This is a genomic window from Synechococcus sp. WH 5701 (assembly GCF_000153045.1).
Classification (GTDB): Bacteria; Cyanobacteriota; Cyanobacteriia; order PCC-6307; family Cyanobiaceae; genus Regnicoccus_A; species Regnicoccus_A antarcticus.
The window spans coordinates 995522-1012785 of sequence record NZ_CH724160.1; the positions used below are offsets into that span (position 1 = coordinate 995522).

Genomic DNA, 17264 nt, shown 5'->3' on the forward strand with positions numbered 1-17264 from the left:
GGGTACGGGCTTCCATTGCGGCTTCTGGATCCGGGTCGGTTTCAGAGCGGCAGCAACCTGTTCAGGGCCACCCAGGGCTCCAGGGCGCTGAGCACCTGGTGTCCCCAGCTGCGGCTGCGCAGGCGTCCGTCCAGCACAGCCAGCCGCCCGCCGCCCCGGCGCAGCCCCGCCAGCGCCAGCTGGAGACGGGTCATGGCCTCCGGTAGCAGCAGCTCCCGGAACCAGTCGCGGCCGGCCTGGCGCAGCCGGTTGACCCGGGCTGCCGTGAGCGGGTCTTCGAGGCTGGCGATCGGCAGCGGACCGACGATCACCTGGCGAGGCAGCGGCAGCCGCCCCTGGTGTTCCTGCCACCACTGCCAGCCGCAGCAGATCACCCCATTGCTCTCCGGTGCCGTGGTTTCGTGGCCCACCCGGCGGCCGAACTCCGCCGCCAGGGCGCTGGCGAGGCTGAGCCGCTGGGAGTGCTCATCCACCAGCACGATCGTCAAACCGCTCTGGCCCAGCACCAGTCGCCGGCAGTGATCGAGCAGATGGGTGCCGAAGTGCGGGCTGTTGGGGAAGGGTTGGCCCAGGGGGGCATAAAGGGGCAGCGGATCGGAGAGGGGCGGATCCGAGAGGTTCACGCTCACCTGCGGGTTGATGCCGGCCAGGGCGGCGTTGCGTCCGAACTGGCCCACCAGCACGGCGCCGCGGTTGTGGAGCAGGCCCTCCATGGCCTCCAGGGGCTCGAGCGGCTGGCGGTGCAGGCGCCACTGCAGCAGCTCCCGGTCGACACTGGACCAGCTGGTCCAGCCAGGTCCAACGGCGGACCGCCAGAGCTGCCAGGCCTCCGGCAGCGGGCCGAGCAGCGCCAGCAGATGCCGCAGCGGGGCTTCCTCCTCGGGACTGATCGGCACCAGGCCTGAGGGGGTTGGGGGATGGGCGAAGATCCGCCGGCTCATGCGCTCATGCAGGGCCAGAAGGCTGGGTTCGGCGCTGGGCAACACCCTTCGCAGACGCTCCCAGTCGCTGTTCTCGATCGGACGGTCGAGGGACTGGCGCAACTGCTGGTGCAGCCGCTCGGCCTCCGGCACCACCAGTTGCCGCTCCCCCAGCTGGCCCTGGCGCCAGGCCAGCTCCAGCTCGGCGTGGCTGAGCAGCCACAGCGGGGACTCAGCGGGGGGGGCGGCAGATCCTTCCCAGCAGGGAAGTTGCAGGCCCACGGCCTTCAGCCGGGGCATCTCCACCTGCTGCAGGCGCCGGCGCAGGGGGTCGCTCACCACCAGGGCGATCGGAGTTTCCCCCAGGGCCAGGGGGACCAGCAGGCCCACCAGCCAGTCGGGGTCGCTGCCCGGCGCCAGGCGCACCAGGGTGTGATCAGCGCGCCGCAGGCTGCGCGCCACCAGCCGGCTCATGGTCAGGTGGTGCGGCCAGCGGATGCCGCCCTCCTGGCGCAGGAGCTGCTTGAGCTGCTGGTGGGCGCGGGCTTCCAACATCGCGGAATCGTAGGAAGGTGGGGCCAGTGGGCCGTACCAGTGATGACAACCCTCTGGCAGGAGCGACCGGTGGGGGTGGTGGGTCTGGGCCTGATCGGCGGCTCGATCGGCCTTGACCTGATGGCCCTTGGCGTTGATGTGCGCGGGCTGGTTCACCGCCAGGCCACGGCGGAGCGGGCCCGGCAACGGGGCCTGGCCCGCCAGGTGAGCACGGATCCTGGGGTGCTCACGGGCTGTGCGCTGGTGCTGCTGGCCCTCCCGCTCGATCAGCTGCTGGATCCCTCGCCGGATCTGCTGGCGGCCTTGCCGAAAGAGGCGGTGATCGCCGACCTGGCCTCGGTGAAAGCGCCGGTGCTGGCGGCCTGGGAGCCGCTCGTTCCCCGCTTCGTGGCCACCCATCCAATGGCCGGCACCGCAGCGGCCGGTGTGGAGGCGGGCCTGCCGAATCTGTTTTGCGGTCGGCCCTGGGTAGCCACCCCCACAGGTCACACCGACCCGGAGGCACTGGCGCAGATCCGCGCCCTGGCGGGCGCGATAGGGGGGCGATGGCTGGAGTGCGACGCCCAGGAGCACGACCGGGCCGTGGCCCTGATCTCCCACCTGCCGGTGCTGGTGAGTGCTGCCCTGCTGCGTGCAGCGCAGCGGGGCGCAGAGGCGGCGCCCCATGGGGCGATGCCCCAGCTGGTGCGCGCCCTGGCCTCCAGCGGCTTCGCCGACACCACCCGGGTGGGTGGCGGCAATCCAGAACTGGGCACCCTGATGGCACGGAGCAACAGGGCCGCCGTGGCCGAGGCGCTGGGACACTACCGACAGGCCCTCGATGGTCTTGAGGCCCTGCTCGAGCGGCAGGACTGGGATGGGCTTGCCAAGGAACTGGAGGGCTGCCGGGCCCTGCGGCCGGAGTTCCTCTGCCCCCCGGCCTAGGGCAAGGCCAGGTCTTTTCCCCGAGCCTGCAGCAGTTGCCTGCTGGCCATCAACGCCGAAAGGCTCACCCCCGCGGTGCCCTCGCCCGGGTGGATGCTGTCGCCGCAGAGCCAAAGCCCCGGCAGGGGGGTGCGACTGGCCAGGCCGAAGGGCCCGAAGCGGGAGGGGTGCTGCCCCAGCCCGCCCACGAAGCCGAAGGGCCGCCCGGTCCAGCGGGCAAATCCCCGGGGTGTTGCCAGTTCCCGGTGACGCCAGTCCGTGGCGTCGAGCCCCAGGTTCAGCTCCAGGCCGTTCTGGATCTGGGCCATGGCCTCAGCCTTGGCCAACGCATAGGCCTCCCTCTCCAGCTCCAGCCAGGGGCGCGCCGGGGTGAACACGCTGGCGATCACCGTGGCCTGCCCGGCTGGCGCCCGCCCATCCCCCTCGCGGCTCACCGACACGAAGAGCGACCCTGGATCCGCCCAGTCGATCTGCAGATGGGCCGGACACCCCTCTGGCAGCAGGGCGCGCTCAACGGCGCCATAGAAGACCAGCGCCCCACTGGGGTCGGGAAAGCCGCTGATGCGCTCGCGGTAGGCCCCAGGCATCGCCTCCCCCAGCAGATCGGTCAGGGCCTGGGGGGGCAGCGCCACCACCACATCACGGCTGAGGCGGGTGAATGGGCGCCCGCCCGGCCCCTGACCCCGCACGGACCAGCCCTGCGGTTGCGCCGGCTGCAGACTCGTGACCCGATGGCGCAACCGCAGCTCGCCGCCCAGGGCGGCCAGGGCGGTTTCGAGACTGGTGCTGAGGGCTTGCATCGAGCCCTGAAGGTGCCACAGGCCCAGCGGCGCCTGGGCCATGGTCAGCACGCTGGCGCCGTAGAGGGCGGCGGTGCCCTCGGCCGGTTCCTGGGAGTAGAGGCGCAGCTGCAGATCGAGGAAGCGCCGCAGACGCTGGTCGCTGCTGCAGCCGCTGAGGCGCAGCAGGTCGGCCACGCTGGCGAGGGCCAGGGCCCCGCTGGCGAGATTGGCGGGCCTCAGTGCCCCCAGCAACTGTCCCAGGTCCCAGAGGCTGCGGGGAGGCAGCACCGGATGGCGCCCCGCGAACGACCAGTTGGCCCCATGCAGTGCGGCGCACAGGCTCCAGAAGCGTTCGCTGCCAGGGAACTGCCGTTGCCGTTCCTGGTGCCAGCGCTGGGGATCACGCCACAGGCTGACGGGCGGCTGGCCGTCGCTGAGATCCACCACGCAACCTGGATCGAGCGGAGTGGCCGCCGGCGCCTCGACCCCCAGATGTCGGAACAGCCGGTCATGGATGCCCCCGGGCTCCAGCCCCGCCACCTGGGTGGCTCCCACATCGAAGACATAGGCGCCACGGCGAAAGGTGCCGGCGCAGCCTCCCGTCTGGTGGTGGGCCTCCAGCAGCTGCACCGAGAGACCCTCCCGGGCCAGCAGCGCGGCGGCGCTCAGCCCGGCGATGCCGCCGCCGATGACTGTCACATCCAGCAGTGGTGCATCCGTAGGGGAGGGGCTGACGGCCAAGCGCTGAGCGGCAGGAGCGGCCGGCATGCTGGCAGGCGTGGCATGGCCTGCGATGCGCGAACCCTGGGTGCGTTGGCTGGAGGAGACCCTTGGCCAGGACGTGGAGCGGTGCCGGCCCGTCGGCGGCGGCTGCAGTCACAGCGCCTGGGCCCTGGAGCTCGCCGGTGGCAGTCGGCTGTTTGCCAAAACGAACCAGGCCCAGCTCCTGCCCGTGCTGGAGGCGGAGATGGAGGGGCTGCTGGCCCTGGGTGCGGCAGCGGGAGCTGAGCTGGTGGTGCCCAGTCCTCTGCACTGCGCTCTGGCGGGCTCCAAGGCCCTGCTGGTGATCGACTGGTTGGACCTGCTCGATGGTGGATCAGGTTCCGGTGCTGTTGGAGGAACGGCCGCAAAGGCTGAGCTGGTCTGGGAGGCGGCCGGGGCAGCCCTGGCACGGTTGCACCGGCGCAGTTCCGCCTCCACCTCCCCCGGCTTCGGTTGGCCGCGCGACAACTACATCGGCAACTCCCTTCAGCCCAATCGCTGGAGCCAGGACTGGGGACGCTTTTTTGCCGGGCAGCGCCTGGGCCCGCAACTGAAGCTCGCCGAGCGCTCGGGGCGGTCGCTGAAGGGAAGCCGGAGGCTGCTGGAGCTCACTCCAGAGTGGCTGAATGGCCATGGCGCCGTTCCCTGCCTGGTGCACGGCGATCTCTGGGGAGGCAATGCCGCCCGGATGGCCCTCAGCTCGATCACCCCGGGCTCAGCCGGGGTGGCCTTGTTTGATCCCGCCGTCTACCTGGGGGACAGGGAAGTTGATCTGGCCATGGCCCAGCTCTTCGGTGGGTTCTCGCCCGCCTTCTTCAGCGGCTACGACGGGGAATGGCCCAGGCCTGCCGGCCATTCCCAGCGTCGCCGCCTCTACGACCTCTACCACCTGCTGAACCACGCCAACCTGTTCGGAGGGGGCTACTGGGGACAAGCCCAAGGCTTGATCGCCGAGCTGGTGGACTGACCGGACTGTGTCCTGGATGCTCCGCTTCAGCCCAGGTATTCCTGGCGCAGGGCCTGAAATTGGGACACCACACCGGCGCGCTTCTCGCTGGTGCTGAGGTTCTTCCAGCTCCATTGGCCCACCACCACCAGACCGAGGAGCTCCAGCAGGCCTGGCACCACCGGCAGCAGGTTGATGGTGTCGAGAACCCCTTTGATCAGCACCTGGGCCACGATCACCGCCAGCAGGATGCCGACGCCCTTGCCGATCCGGCTGATCTGCGACCAGTCCACCTGATCCAGGGTCTGGTTGACCTTGGAGAGGATCTCGCCGTAGCGCTCACTGAAGTTGGCGCCAGCTTCGCTCTCCGCCCATGAAGTGCCGGCCTCGGTGGTCGTCGGCTCCTGTTCGGTGGTTGCGTCGCTCATCAATGGAGTGGCGATGGTGTGAGAGTCAAGGGCTCAAGGTATCGGCATGGGCAGCGGCTGGCCAGCGGGTTTGGTGGTTGATTCGCATCAGCTGACCGTTCTGCGGGCCGTGCTGGCTGCCGTGGCACCCCAGGAGGGTTGCGCTCTGCTGCTGGGGGAGCCCGCTTGCTCAGGCCTGGGTGCGCCTGCCTCCGCTCGTCTTCAGCTCATCTGGCCTTGCCTGAATGTCTGGCCGCAGAGCGAGCAGCGCTGTGAGCGTTTCGCCATCGACCCGCGCGAGCAGTTGCTGGCCCAGAAGTGGGGACGGCGGCGCGGCTGGCAGGTGCTGGGCACGGCCCACAGCCATCCCAGTTCGGCGGCGATTCCCTCCCCCACCGATTGCGCCTGGGCCTTCCCTCCGGCCTTGATGCTGATCCTTGGCGCCTCAGCAGAGGTGCGCGCCTGGTGGATCGCGGAGTCGGACGCCGATCCCTCCGCCCTGCCGGCTGCTCGGGAACTGGCACTGGTCACACCGGTTGTCTCGCCATCTCCGGGGGCCGAGGATTTGGGAGAGTAGGGAAAGGGCCGCCCGGCGCGGTCCCTTCTGCGGCCCCGGCCTTCTCGACCATGCTTCCCCCCGACATCAGCGGCGTCCAGCTCAGTCCCGACGAGGTGGCCCGTTTCTCCCGCCACCTGATCCTGCCGGAAGTTGGCATGGTCGGGCAGAAGCGCCTCAAGGCTGCCTCCGTGCTCTGCGTGGGCACCGGTGGGCTGGGATCCCCGCTGCTGCTTTACCTGGCCGCTGCCGGCGTGGGCCGCCTCGGCATCGTCGACTTCGACGTGGTGGATCACTCCAACCTTCAGCGCCAGGTGATCCACGGCACCAGCTGGGTGGGCAAGCCCAAGATCGAATCGGCCAAGGCGCGCATTCTCGAGATCAACCCCCACTGCCAGGTGGATCTCTACGAAACAGCCCTCACCAGCGAGAACGCACTCGAGATCATCGAGCCCTACGACCTGGTCTGCGACGGCACCGACAACTTCCCCACCCGTTACCTGGTCAACGACGCCTGCGTGCTCCTGGGCAAGCCCAATGTCTATGGCTCGATTTTCCGCTTCGAGGGGCAGGCCACGGTCTTCAACCTCGATGCAGAAAGTCCCAACTACCGCGATCTCTTCCCCGAGCCGCCGCCGCCGGGCATGGTGCCCTCCTGCGCTGAAGGCGGTGTGGTGGGCGTGCTGCCCGGCATCATCGGCGTGATCCAGGCCACCGAGGCCGTGAAGATCATCACCGGCATCGGTACCACCCTCAGCGGCCGGCTGCTGCTCTTTGATGCCTTGGCCATGAAGTTTCGCGAGCTGAAGCTGCGGCCCAATCCCGAGCGGCCGGTGATCGACAGGCTCATCGACTACCAGGAGTTCTGCGGTGTGGGCGGCACGGCGCCAGGCCAGGAGGAGGCTGGCAGCGTGCCCAGCATCACCGTGGCTGAGCTCAAAACCGTCATCGACGGCCAGCTGGAGGAGATCCTGCTGCTGGATGTGCGCAATCCCCCAGAAGCTGACATCGCCGTGATTCCGGGTTCGGTGCTGATGCCCCTCGATCGGATCGAGAGCGGCGAGGCCATTGAAGATGTGCGCCGGCTGGCCGAGGGCAAACGGCTCTACGTGCACTGCAAGCTGGGAGGGCGCAGCGCCAAGGCCCTGCTGGCCCTGGGCCGCCATGGCATTGAAGGGGTGAACGTGAGTGGCGGCATCCAGGCGTGGAGCGAGCAGGTGGACCCTGCCGTGCCGATCTACTGAGTGCTTGGGTGATTCACCCCACCTTCAGTAATCCACCCCGCGTTTGAGGTCGACGCCACGCTCGGCGTAGTGCTTGTGGCAGACCATCTCAGAGTGCACGCTGGCCAGATCGAAATAGGCGGGGGGATTCTTGCAGCGTCCTGTGATGATCACCTCCGTTTCTGCTGGTTTGCGTAGCAGGGTTTGCATGATCGGTTCAACCGGCAGCAGCTCGAGATCAACCGTGGGATTGAGCTCATCGAGGATCACCGTTTTATAGAGCCCGCTGGAGATGGCGGCCCGGGCGATTTCCCAGGCCCGCTCCGCTTCGACATAATCAATGGGCTGCTGTTGTCCTCTCCAGACGATGGCATCGCGGCCTGATCGGAGATGATCCACCAAGTGAGGGTAGCTCTCGCGCAGGGCCGCGATTGCCGCATCTTCGGTGTAACCACTACCGCCCTTGAGCCACTGCAGGATCAGCACGCGGTGGCTCTTGTCCTGGCTGATGCCCCGGCCGATCGCCTGCAGGGCCTTGCCCAGGGCACTGGTGGATTTCCCCTTGCCTTCGCCGGTGTAGATCTCGATGCCGGCGATGCCGGCGCTGTCGTTGGCCTCGCGCCGGTGGGCCCTCATCTCAGAGTGCAGATCGGCGAGCTGCACCAGCGACCGCGGCGCGCCCCGGCCGGTGACGATCACCTCCATTCCCGCCGGCTTGGCGGCGAGGGTGCGCACCACCTCCTCCACCTCCAGCAGGCCGAGGTCGAGCACCGGGCTGAGTTCATCCAGCACCACTACCGAATAGAGGGCACTGGCGATGGCCCCCCTGGCGATATCCCAGCCGCGCTGGGCTTCCTGGCGATCGAAGCGGGTGGCCTCCTGGGCGCTGAAATAGTCGCCGCGGCCGGTGCGCACCTGATCGATCAGATGGGGGAAGCCCTGTTGCAGGGCCTCGATCGCCGCGTCTTCGTCGTAGGCGCGGCCGGGGCCTTTGAGGAAGCGCAGCAGCAGCACCCGTGTGCGCTTGCGCTCGCAGATCCCCAGGCCGATGGTGCGCAGCACCACCCCAAGGGCGGCCTGGCTCTTGCCTTTGCCGTCACCGTCGTAGACGTGCAACTGGCCGTGGCTGCGCTCGTGGCTGCCAGAGGCCGTGCGGATGCCGATCGCACGTGACGACGCACCGGAGGCCGCGCTGGAGGTCGGTGCCATGGCCTGGCCTTCTACGGTTGGATCCTAACGACCTTGCCCGAGGCCATGACCTCTCCGGCCCTCCATCCACTGGTGGAATTCCTGCCATCGCCGCTGGAGCAGGCCCTTGGCCAGCTACGCCAGAATTTCAGGGAGATGGGTGCCGTGCTGGTGGCCTACTCCGGTGGTGTCGACAGTGCCCTGGTGGCGGCGATCGCCTCAGAGCAACTGGGCGCTGGCGCCGAAGCGGTGACGGGAGTGTCGCCTGCTCTGGCGCCCCATCTGCTGTGGGAAGCCCGCTCTCAGGCGGCCTGGATGGGCATCCGGCACCGGGAAGTGGCCACCCGTGAACTGGAGGATCCCGCCTACAGCAGCAATCCCACCGACCGCTGCTACGCCTGCAAGCGCGAGCTGCACGGTTTGCTGGCCTCCCTCACGGGGGGAGTGAGCCAGGTGCTGGATGGGGTGAACCGCGATGATCTCGGCGATCACCGCCCGGGCATCCGGGCCGCCCGCGAGCAGGGCGTGCGCTCGCCCCTGGCCGAGCAAGGTCTCGACAAGTCGGCCGTGCGTCAGATCTCCAGGGCTCTGGGCTTCCCCTGGTGGGACAAGCCGGCCCAGCCTTGCCTGGCCTCGCGTTTTCCCTACGGCGAACCGGTCACGGCCTCACGCCTGCAGCGGGTTGCCGCAGCCGAAACCTGGCTGCGCCAGCGCGGAGTGAAGCAGCTGCGGGTGCGCTGCCAGGGGGCGACGGCTCGTGTGGAGCTCCCAGCTGACCAACTTGACGACCTGTTCAGTTGGTTGCCGCGCCAGGAGCTGGTGGAGGCCTTCAGGGCCCTTGGTTTCGCCGCTGTGAGCCTGGATCTGGAGGGGTTGATCAGCGGCAAGCTCAACCGTGAGGTGAGCCTGAAGCCAGCAGCTCCGGGGCCACTGGCTTCAACCGGCCTCAGGCGGCCAGATCCAGTGGTTCCCTGATCTGCTCGCTGATCGAGTCCGGGGTTTCCCGGCGAAAACTCTTGAGGTTGCGGCTCGCAGCCTCAAGCTCATCGGCCAGCACCTGACAGGCTCGCTCCGGCATGGTGTGGTCGCCGCAGGTGAACACATCAACGGCCGCATAGCCCGACTCGGGCCAGGTGTGGATCGAGATGTGGGATTCAGCCAGCAGAGCCAGACCCGTGACCCCCTGAGGTTCAAACCGGTGGGTGATCAGATTGAGCAGGGTGGCGCCAGCACGTTTCGCTGCAATCGTGATGGCGCCCCTGAGAAATGCTTCGTCGTCGAGCTTTTTTGAATCGCAGTTGTAAAGCTCGAGAATGCAGTGTTTCCCCACCATGTCGCTGGTCGTGGGGGGGTGGCTCTGGGGGCTTTGAGCTCCACTCCATCCCGGGTTGGGGTGGAGGCAGGGCAGGCTCTGGGTCATCGAATGCGCGCATACAAGCCCCCATCCTACGCATCACTTCAGGTTTTCTACGGGCGACCGCCTCAATCCATCAGCTCCCCCCGGCAGATCCGCACCACCTGGGAGTCGCCCCCCTGCCAGGCGGTGCTGAACGACGTCAGGTGGGTGGCGCTCACCAGGCACTGGTGGCCCGTGCCCACCACCTCCAGCAGCAACTCCTGCCGCTTCGGGTCGAGCTCTGCCAGCACGTCGTCGAGCAGCAGCAACGGCGGCTCACCCCAGAGCTGCTGCACCAGCTCCAGTTCCGCCAGTTTCAGGGCCAGCACCAGGGTGCGCTGCTGGCCGGCGGATCCAAACCGGCGGGCCGGCTCCTCCCCCAGCAGCATCGCCACCTCATCACGGTGGGGGCCCACCTGACAGGCTCCCAGCCGCCGTTCCTCCGGCCGCTGCCGCCGCAGTTGCTCCAGCAGTGCTTCACGCCAAGGGGCCTCAGCTTCTTCCCCCTCCAGCTGGCTGCCGGCCTGGTAGCGCAACTCCAGCTGCTCGCGGCCGCCACTGAGCCGTTCCTGCCAGGCGGCGGCCAAGGGTTGAAGTCGGGCCAGGGCGCGGCGACGGCGGCGGTGCAGGCGCGTGCCGATCAGGGCTATCTGCAGATCGAAGGCGTCGAGGAGTGAGTGCAGCTGCTGCTCCCCCTGGCTCAGCCCCCGGCGCAGCAACTGGCTGCGCTGGCGCAGCAAGCGGCCGTAGCGGGCCAGCAATTCCCCATAGACCGGCTCCAGCTGCAACACCACTCGATCGAGCCACTGGCGCCGCAGGGCCGGCTCCCCCCGCACCAGCTCCAGGTCGAGGGCGCTGAAGCCCACGCAGCGCAGGGGGCCCACCAGATCGAGCTGGCGCTCCAGGGATCTGCCGTTGCGCCGGGCCTGGCGCCCCCCCTGGCGCCTCACCTCGAGTTCCAGCTCTTGCTGATCGAGCACAGGCGCTGGCGCTCCCGCCCCGGGGGAATGGCCGTCGCCGCACCAGCCCCGCACCAGCGCCCGGCTCTGGCCATGGCGGATCAGGTCACGGTCGTGGCTACTGCGGTGGGAGCGCAGGCTGCCGAGCAGCTCCACCGCCTCGAGCAGGTTCGACTTGCCTTCCCCGTTGGCGCCGACCACCAGCAGACGCGGCTCAGCGAGCTCGAGCGAGAGCTGGGCGTAGTTGCGAAAATCGAGCAGCTCCAGGCGATGCAGCCGAATGGGTCAGGAGCGACGTGCGGGTAAGCTACGACCACCGGGACAGGGATGACCTCCCCGCTCGGGCATGTAGCTCAGTTGGATAGAGCGTCAGATTCCGGTTCTGAATGTCGGGGGTTCGAGTCCCTCCATGCTCGCTTGATTCGGCTCCCCCGGTCGGTTTCCCTCGGTTGTGGCGAGCACAAGACCCATGGCTCGGATGCCGCCTGGGTCGACCATGAAGCCGTGCTGTTGAAGAGCTGAGAGCGCCTCCGGTGGCGCCGCCACCGAAATGCTGCAGCCACTCAGTTCGCGGCGCAGGCGGCTGAGGGCGCCGTGCACCAGCACCGCCAGAACGGCTGCCTGCTGGGGATCCCTCGGCCAGGCCGAGAGATCCCAGAGGTTGGCGTTGAGGGCCTGATCGCTGGTGGCCCGCACGAAGCCCACCAAGCCCCCCTGCTGATCACGCACGCAGAGCTGCCAGGCGCTGCGCTCCAGCACAAGGGCCAGGCGCTGCTCATCCCGTCGCGACTCGCCGCAGGCCATCAGCAAGTCGTTCAACTCGCCTGGCTGGGGAGGCTCGGTCTCCGTTCGGTAGCCCTCGGGCAGGCGCGGGGCGGGCGGTTGGCTGCGGAAGGGAATCAAGCGCGGCTCAACCGGTGTTGCGCATGCCCGCGGCGATGCCGTTGATGGTGAGAAGGGCGCCGCGCAGCAGTTCGCTACGGCTGTAGGTGCGGCCATCCTGGCCATCACCGCTGCTGGCTTCGCTCATCGGAGGCTGCCGGTTCTGGTCGCGCAGGCGCCGCAACAGGGCCACCTGCAGGTAGCCCAGGGGGACGATCGTCTGGTTGCGCAGATCGACCGAGAGCTGCAGGGCCGGATCGCCATCGAGCAGGCGGGCGTGGCCGGAGATCTTCAGGACCAGATCACGGGTGAGTTCGAACTCGGCCGCGATCACCTGGAAGATCTCCTCGAAGGCTTCGCGGTGGCTGGGGCGACCCAGGGCCTGCACATAGTGGTGAGCCAGGTCGAGATCCACCTTCGAGAGGGTCATCTCCACCTTGGAGATCAGCATCCGGAAGAAGGGCCAGCGCTGGTAGAGCAGACGCAGCAACTCGAGCTGGCCAGGATCGTCGTCGAGTTCCTCCTGCAGGGCTGCTCCCACGCCGAACCAGCTGGGCAGCAGGAAGCGACTCTGGGTCCAGCCGAACACCCAGGGGATCGCCCGCAGGCTGGAGAGATCCTTGGCTCCACTCTTGCGGCGGGCGGGGCGGCTGGAGATCTGCAGCTTGCTGATCTCTTCGATCGGTGTGACCTGCTGGAAGAAGGCCACCAGGTCGGGGTTTTCATGCACCAGCCGCCGGTAGTGCACCCGGGAGCGAGCCGCCAGGCGGCCCATCAGGTCGTTCCAGGTGGGGGTGTCATCGACGTTGGTGCTCACCAGGCTGTTCTGCAACACGGCGGTGGTCACCGTTTCGAGGTTGTAGAGCGCCAGCTCCGGCAGGGAGTACTTCGAGGCCAGCACCTCCCCCTGCTCGGTGATCTTGATGCGGCCATTGAGGGTGCCACTGGGCTGGGCCAGGATGGCCTGGTAGGCCGGGCCGCCGCCCCGTCCCACGGAGCCGCCCCGGCCGTGGAAGATGCACAGCGCCACATCGTGCTCGCAGGCCAGTCGCTGCAGCGCGATCTGGGCCTTGTGGATTTCCCAGTTGCTGGAAAGGAAGCCCGAATCCTTGTTGCTGTCGGAGTAGCCGAGCATCACCTCCTGCAGGGGTTTGTCGGCTTCGGCGCTGCTGGCCAGCAGGGTCCGGTAGAAGGGCTCCGAAAACAGGCGCTGCATCACCGCCGGTGCCCGCTGCAGATCCTCCACCGTTTCGAACAGGGGTACCACCAGCAACTGGGTCTGCACCGCCTTGGGGTCCACCAGACCGGCCTCCTTGGCCAGCAGCAGCACCTCCAGCAGGTCGGAGACCGTGTGCGCCATTGAAATGATGTAGCTGCGGCAGATGCGGGGGCCGAATTCCTGCTGCAGCCGCTGCAGCATGCGGAACACCGCGAAGGTCTCCTCGGTGGCTGGGCTCCAGCGGGCTGCTGGCGGCAGCATGGGCCGGCGGGTCTGCAGTTCCTGCAGCAGCCACTCCACACGTTGCTCCTCCTCCATCTCCCCGTAGGGAATGGGAAGTTGCAGGTAGCGAGTCAGTTCATCGAGGGCATCGCTGTGGCGGGTGCTCTCCTGGCGGATGTCGAGGCTGGCCAGGCAGAACGCGAAGATGTGCACCTGACTGAGCAGGGTCTGCAGCGGCTCACAGCTGAGGCCCGTGGTCTCGAGGCTGTCGCGCAGCAGTTCGAGGTCTTGGCGCAGCTCGTTCACCGAGCCGTAGTGCAGTTCGGGCGGGGCCGCGGCCATCGGCCCGGTGCCCGTGCTCAGCACCGCCGGACCGGCGTTCTCGCAGGGGGATTCCCAGCCGGCTTCGGCCAGCTGCTGGTTGCGCTGGTGGGTGAGGCGCAACCGTTCGACGATGTAGCTGAGCTTGAGGCGGTAGGGCTCGAGCCGGTAGCGGGCGGCCCGCTCCTCGTAGATCTCCGGGAAGCGCAGCCGGTCCATCTCCAGGGACTCGAGCAAGGGGGCGCTCACCTGGGACCACTGCATCGAGATGCTGAGCTGGTCGCGAAGGCCCTGCACCGCCGTGATGTAGCGCTCGATCATCAACTGGCGCTGATAACAGGCCGTCCGCCAGGTGATGTCGGGGGTGACGGAGGGGTTGCCATCGCGGTCGGAGCCCACCCAGGAGCCGAAGGTGCAGAAGGCGTCACGCGGCGCCTCCACATCGGGGTAGCTGCCGGCGAGGGCATTGATGATGCGCTGGCGCAACAGCGGCATCGCGTCGAAGAGCACCTGCTGGAAGTAGTGGAGGGCGTAATCGACCTCATCGAGCACCGAGGGCTTGAATTGGTGCAGCTCGTCAGTGCGCCACCACAGCCGGATCTCCTCCTCCAGCTGCAGCCTCAGGCTGCGTTCGTCTTGCAGTTCGGTGGGGTTGTCCTGCTGCAGGCGGTGGATCAGGGCTGCCACCCGGCGTTGTTTGTGCCGCACGGTGTGGCGCACGATCTCAGTGGGGTGGGCCGTGAAGACGAGCCGGATGTCGAGTTCCCGCAGCAGGTTCTCGATCTGGGCTGGGGGAACGTTCAGTCCCCGCAGGCGGGTGAACAGCTCCCGGAACGTGGCTGGATCGGTCTGGCTGGCCAGCGGTGGGGCGAAGGGATCGGGGCTGGTTGGAGTGGAGGCCTCCTGAAGGCTGGCCAGATAGCTGTCTTCCTCGATGTGCTGCTCGAGGATGTTCACCAGCTGGAAGTAGAGCGAGAAGGCGCGGGCCGCGGCGATCGCCTCCGAGAGGTCCATCTCGCGGATCAGCTGCACGATGGCCGCCGTGGTGTCGACCGTTCCGTCGGCAGCTTCCAAGGGGTCGCTCAGCCGCTTGAGCCGCAGCAGCCGCTCGGCCTGATCGGGCGGACACTCGCTGAGCAGCACCGTTTGCCAGAGATCCTCCACCAGCTCAAGCCGCTCTCCGAGCAGCCGGGTGACCCTGGGGGCTGGTGCCGTGGGAACTCCCTGGGGATCCTGGGCCAGAACGGCGGATGGGGCGGACAGGGGCTGCCGCATGGGGGCCGGCGCAGGCGAGGAAGGCTCCATGATCATCCCAAAGGGTGGGAAGCTGCTGTGTTGCGTGGTGCTGGTTCCACTTCGGCCAGCTGCATGGCTGTGGCTCCATCGGCCATGATCTCGCCCAGTGGCACTCCGGCGTCGTGCCGCTCCAGCCAGCGCATCGCCTCATTGCCCTGGCGCAGGATGGCGCCGAGCGGCTCCAGCCAGGGGCTGAGGCCGAGCCTGGCGGCGAGTGGCGCCACCTGCTCCAGCTCCTTCTGAATCCAGGCACCGGCTTCGATCTCCTCTCCCGTACGCCAGTCGTTGAGCGTGGCTCTCAGGCTCTGGCGTGCAGCGGCGCGGTCGTTGCTGTCGGCCAGCTCGGCCAGCTGATCCGGCCCCAGCCGGCTGGCGCGCAAGGGATCATGGGTTTGGGGATTCTCCAGCAACTGCAGCAGGCGTAGTTCCGCGAACACCGTCACGGCAAGAAGCTGGCGGGGATGGCTGATCAGGTCACAGATCCGGATCTCGAGCCGGTTCAGGTCGTGGGGCCGGTTCTCCCCGTTAGGCCGCACGGAGGTCCAGAGATGGCGCACGTTGCGCATGGCCCCGGCCGCCAGCTGGGCATCCATCCAGTGGATGTAGTGCTGATGATCGAGAAACAACGGCACGGTGGGCGGGGTGAGCGGGAACTGCAGCCAGCGCTGGGAGTGGGCGCCGGTGACGATCCCATCGAGGAAGGGTGAACTGGCGCTGAGGGCGAGCAGCAGGGCGCCCTCGCAGCGCAACAGCCGGCAGCCGGCAAACAGGGCCCCCATCTCGGTGAGCCCGAGGTTGATGTGAACGCTGGCCGTCACCACCCGGGTGCCGTAGGTGGCCTCGATGTAGCCGTGATAAGGGTTCGAGGGGTCGGAGCGCTCGAAGCGGTGGCTGTCTCCCAGGCTGAGGGTGCTGCCTGGGAGCAGGGTCAGGCTCCGCTCGCCCAGCCAGCGGCGCAGGCGCCGCCTCGGCTCCAGCAGCAGCTCCAGCTGGCGGGCGTAGTCGGCATCCGGAGGCGTGATGTACTCCAGGTTGCGATGGTCCGGTTCGGTGACGAACCCCTCAAGCTGGGCTGCGGCCTGCTCCGCCACCCCAACCACGGTGCCATCGGCCCGGCCGGTGAAGAGCTCCACCTCGAAGCCCTTGAGCAACAGGGGATGGCTCATGTGCCGCTCCCCTGCAGGCAGGCCAGGGCCTTGAGCAGACCGCGGGCTTTGTTGAGAGTTTCCTGGTATTCGGCGGCCGGCTGGGAGTCGGCCACCAGGCCCGCACCGGCCTGCACCTGCACCCGCCAGCCCCCCTCTCCGTCGGGGAGCACCACCATGGTGCGGATCGTGATGGCGGTGTTGAGGGCGCCGGCCAGATCCACCGCCCCGTAGACACCGGAGTAGGGGCCGCGCGCATCCGGCTCGTGCTCATGGATCAGCTGCATCGCCCGGATCTTGGGCGCGCCGCTGACGGTGCCGGCTGGGAAGGAGGCCTTGAGCAGATCCCAGACGTCGTGAGAGGAATCGAGCAGGCCCTCGACCTGACTGACGATGTGCATCACATGGGAGTAGCGCTCGACCACCATCAGTTCGGTCACCTCGACCGTGCCCGGACGGCAGACCCGGCCCAGGTCGTTGCGGCCCAGATCCACCAGCATCACGTGCTCGGCGCGCTCCTTGGGGTCGGCCAGCAGCTCCTGCTCCAGGGCAAGGTCGCTGGCTTCATCGGACCCGCGCGGGCGGGTGCCGGCGATCGGCCGCAGGGAGGCCCGGATGCCGCCGGCCACCGGCTCGGCCTTGACCATCACCTCGGGGCTGGAGCCGATCAGATACCAGCCGCCGAAGTTGAAGAAGGCCATGTAGGGCGATGGGTTCACCATCCGCAGGCTGCGGTACAGCTCGAAGGGATCCCGTTGGATGCGGGTCTCCAGCCGCTGGCTGAGCACCAGCTGGAACACGTCACCGGCGGCGATGTGCTCCCGGGCCGCTACCACTGCGGCTTCGAAATCGGCCTGGCTGCGGTTGCTGCGGGTGTCCAGCTCCATGCTGGGCTCAGCCTCCCAGCGCAGGGGGGTGACTCCGGCCGGCAGGGGCCCGTGCATGCGCTCCTCCAGCGACTGGATCCTGGCGGTGGCCTCGGCGTAGGCGCCGAGGGGATCGGCACCACCGCTGAGGTCGGCATAGGCCACCGCCGTGATCTGCCGCTTCACCTGGTCGAACACCAGCAGGCTGTCGGCCAGCATCCAGCAGCCGTCCGGCGGGCCTTCCGGGTCGCTGGGGTGGACGGGCACGCTCGGCTCGATCCAGCGGATCAGTTCGTAGCCCCAGAAGCCGAAGAGTTGTCCAAGCGGCGGCAGGCCGGGAATGGTGCTGGGCCGAAGCGAGGCCAGGCATCCGGCCAGCAGCTCGAAGGGGTTGCCCTGCAACTGGGCCTGACGGCCATCGCGCCAGCACTGAACACCGTCCTCCCCGCGCACCGTGAGGCTCCAGACCGGATCAGCCACCACGAAGCTCCAGCGCCCCAGCCGCTCGCCCCCCTCCACCGACTCGAGCAGCACGCCATGGCTGCTGGTGGCTCCCACCTTCAGCCAGGTGGTGAGCGGGGTTTCCAGATCAGCGGGCCAGCGCTTCCAGAGGGGGATGAAGGTGCTGCCGTCCGCCGCCTGGGCGAGGAACGCGTCGCGATCGGGAAAGGGCATCACGGCAACGGGCAGGCAAA

14 protein-coding genes and 1 tRNA gene are annotated in these 17264 nt (G+C 68.3%); 6 read left to right on the top strand and 9 right to left on the bottom strand.

Going from position 1 to position 17264, the window contains the following annotated elements:
* Window positions 1-41 precede the first annotated feature (41 nt).
* Complete coding sequence (locus WH5701_RS15035; RefSeq protein ID WP_006173364.1) at window positions 42-1475, bottom strand: hypothetical protein; 1434 nt, start codon at window positions 1473-1475, stop codon at window positions 42-44.
* Between the two features lie 42 nt (window positions 1476-1517).
* Here WH5701_RS15035 and WH5701_RS15040 point away from each other — a divergent pair, with 42 nt between their 5' ends.
* The gene (locus WH5701_RS15040) at window positions 1518-2399 is read left to right on the top strand and encodes a prephenate/arogenate dehydrogenase (RefSeq protein ID WP_006173365.1); all 882 of its coding nucleotides are present in this window, start codon (window positions 1518-1520) and stop codon (window positions 2397-2399) included.
* Here the strand turns inward: WH5701_RS15040 and crtD are convergent.
* Complete coding sequence (crtD, locus tag WH5701_RS15045) at window positions 2396-3949, bottom strand: C-3',4' desaturase CrtD (RefSeq protein WP_006173366.1); 1554 nt, start codon at window positions 3947-3949, stop codon at window positions 2396-2398. The genes WH5701_RS15040 and crtD overlap by 4 nt on opposite strands.
* 25 nt (window positions 3950-3974) lie before the next feature.
* On the opposite strand from crtD, the gene WH5701_RS15050 reads away from it, so the two are divergent.
* The gene (locus WH5701_RS15050; RefSeq protein WP_050751570.1) at window positions 3975-4910 is read left to right on the top strand and encodes a fructosamine kinase family protein; all 936 of its coding nucleotides are present in this window, start codon (window positions 3975-3977) and stop codon (window positions 4908-4910) included.
* 26 nt (window positions 4911-4936) lie between these two features.
* Here the strand turns inward: WH5701_RS15050 and WH5701_RS15055 are convergent, their stop codons facing one another.
* A complete protein-coding gene (locus tag WH5701_RS15055) occupies window positions 4937-5317 on the bottom strand; it encodes a CAAD domain-containing protein (protein WP_006173368.1) in 381 nt (126 codons plus the stop codon).
* Between the two features lie 73 nt (window positions 5318-5390).
* On the opposite strand from WH5701_RS15055, the gene WH5701_RS15060 reads away from it, so the two are divergent.
* Entirely contained in the window at window positions 5391-5873 is a 483-nt protein-coding gene (locus tag WH5701_RS15060; protein ID WP_232201955.1) for a M67 family metallopeptidase, read from the top strand.
* A gap of 50 nt (window positions 5874-5923) precedes the next feature.
* Entirely contained in the window at window positions 5924-7096 is a 1173-nt protein-coding gene (gene moeB / locus WH5701_RS15065; RefSeq protein WP_006173370.1) for a molybdopterin-synthase adenylyltransferase MoeB, read from the top strand.
* Between the two features lie 24 nt (window positions 7097-7120).
* On the opposite strand, the gene WH5701_RS15070 is transcribed toward moeB, so the two are convergent.
* Complete coding sequence (locus tag WH5701_RS15070) at window positions 7121-8284, bottom strand: cob(I)yrinic acid a,c-diamide adenosyltransferase (RefSeq protein ID WP_006173371.1); 1164 nt, start codon at window positions 8282-8284, stop codon at window positions 7121-7123.
* A gap of 45 nt (window positions 8285-8329) precedes the next feature.
* On the opposite strand from WH5701_RS15070, the gene larE reads away from it, so the two are divergent.
* Window positions 8330-9238, top strand: coding sequence for an ATP-dependent sacrificial sulfur transferase LarE (gene larE, locus WH5701_RS15075; RefSeq protein WP_006173372.1), 909 nt, complete (start codon window positions 8330-8332; stop codon window positions 9236-9238).
* Here the strand turns inward: larE and speD are convergent.
* Both speD and recF read right to left on the bottom strand, forming a co-directional pair.
* Window positions 9210-9683, bottom strand: coding sequence for an adenosylmethionine decarboxylase (gene speD / locus WH5701_RS15080; protein ID WP_037981185.1), 474 nt, complete (start codon window positions 9681-9683; stop codon window positions 9210-9212). The genes larE and speD overlap by 29 nt on opposite strands.
* A 62-nt stretch (window positions 9684-9745) precedes the next feature.
* Window positions 9746-10879 carry a DNA replication/repair protein RecF gene (gene recF / locus WH5701_RS15085; RefSeq protein ID WP_037981187.1) on the bottom strand — a complete coding sequence of 378 codons (1134 nt, stop codon included), beginning with the start codon at window positions 10877-10879 and terminating at the stop codon, window positions 9746-9748.
* A gap of 81 nt (window positions 10880-10960) precedes the next feature.
* On the opposite strand from recF, the gene WH5701_RS15090 reads away from it, so the two are divergent.
* Window positions 10961-11034, top strand: a tRNA-Arg gene (locus WH5701_RS15090).
* A 494-nt stretch (window positions 11035-11528) separates the two neighbouring features.
* On the opposite strand, the gene ppc is transcribed toward WH5701_RS15090, so the two are convergent.
* Genes ppc through WH5701_RS15105 form a run of 3 tightly spaced genes read right to left on the bottom strand, consistent with a single transcriptional unit; the run spans window position 11529 to window position 17244 of the window.
* On the bottom strand, window positions 11529-14573 hold the full coding sequence (gene ppc, locus WH5701_RS15095) for a phosphoenolpyruvate carboxylase (protein WP_369791640.1): 3045 nt from the start codon (window positions 14571-14573) through the stop codon (window positions 11529-11531).
* The gene (gshA, locus tag WH5701_RS15100; protein WP_006173378.1) at window positions 14570-15724 is read right to left on the bottom strand and encodes a glutamate--cysteine ligase; all 1155 of its coding nucleotides are present in this window, start codon (window positions 15722-15724) and stop codon (window positions 14570-14572) included. The genes ppc and gshA overlap by 4 nt, the downstream gene beginning before the upstream one ends.
* Complete coding sequence (locus WH5701_RS15105; protein ID WP_037981188.1) at window positions 15721-17244, bottom strand: anthranilate synthase component I family protein; 1524 nt, start codon at window positions 17242-17244, stop codon at window positions 15721-15723. Before WH5701_RS15105 ends, gshA begins: the two co-directional genes overlap by 4 nt.
* Window positions 17245-17264 lie beyond the last annotated feature (20 nt).

Bases quoted from the DNA above. Each gene is read 5' to 3' on its own strand.
- WH5701_RS15035 (WP_006173364.1), bottom strand. From the start codon at position 1,475: ATGTTGGAAGCCCGCGCCCACCAGCAGCTCAAGCAGCTCCTGCGCCAG.
- WH5701_RS15040 (WP_006173365.1), top strand. From the start codon at position 1,518: ATGACAACCCTCTGGCAGGAGCGACCGGTGGGGGTGGTGGGTCTGGGC.
- crtD (WP_006173366.1), bottom strand. From the start codon at position 3,949: ATGCCGGCCGCTCCTGCCGCTCAGCGCTTGGCCGTCAGCCCCTCCCCT.
- WH5701_RS15050 (WP_050751570.1), top strand. From the start codon at position 3,975: ATGCGCGAACCCTGGGTGCGTTGGCTGGAGGAGACCCTTGGCCAGGAC.
- WH5701_RS15055 (WP_006173368.1), bottom strand. From the start codon at position 5,317: ATGAGCGACGCAACCACCGAACAGGAGCCGACGACCACCGAGGCCGGC.
- moeB (WP_006173370.1), top strand. From the start codon at position 5,924: ATGCTTCCCCCCGACATCAGCGGCGTCCAGCTCAGTCCCGACGAGGTG.
- WH5701_RS15070 (WP_006173371.1), bottom strand. From the start codon at position 8,284: ATGGCACCGACCTCCAGCGCGGCCTCCGGTGCGTCGTCACGTGCGATC.
- larE (WP_006173372.1), top strand. From the start codon at position 8,330: ATGACCTCTCCGGCCCTCCATCCACTGGTGGAATTCCTGCCATCGCCG.
- speD (WP_037981185.1), bottom strand. From the start codon at position 9,683: ATGACCCAGAGCCTGCCCTGCCTCCACCCCAACCCGGGATGGAGTGGA.
- ppc (WP_369791640.1), bottom strand. From the start codon at position 14,573: ATGATCATGGAGCCTTCCTCGCCTGCGCCGGCCCCCATGCGGCAGCCC.
- gshA (WP_006173378.1), bottom strand. From the start codon at position 15,724: ATGAGCCATCCCCTGTTGCTCAAGGGCTTCGAGGTGGAGCTCTTCACC.
- WH5701_RS15105 (WP_037981188.1), bottom strand. From the start codon at position 17,244: ATGCCCTTTCCCGATCGCGACGCGTTCCTCGCCCAGGCGGCGGACGGC.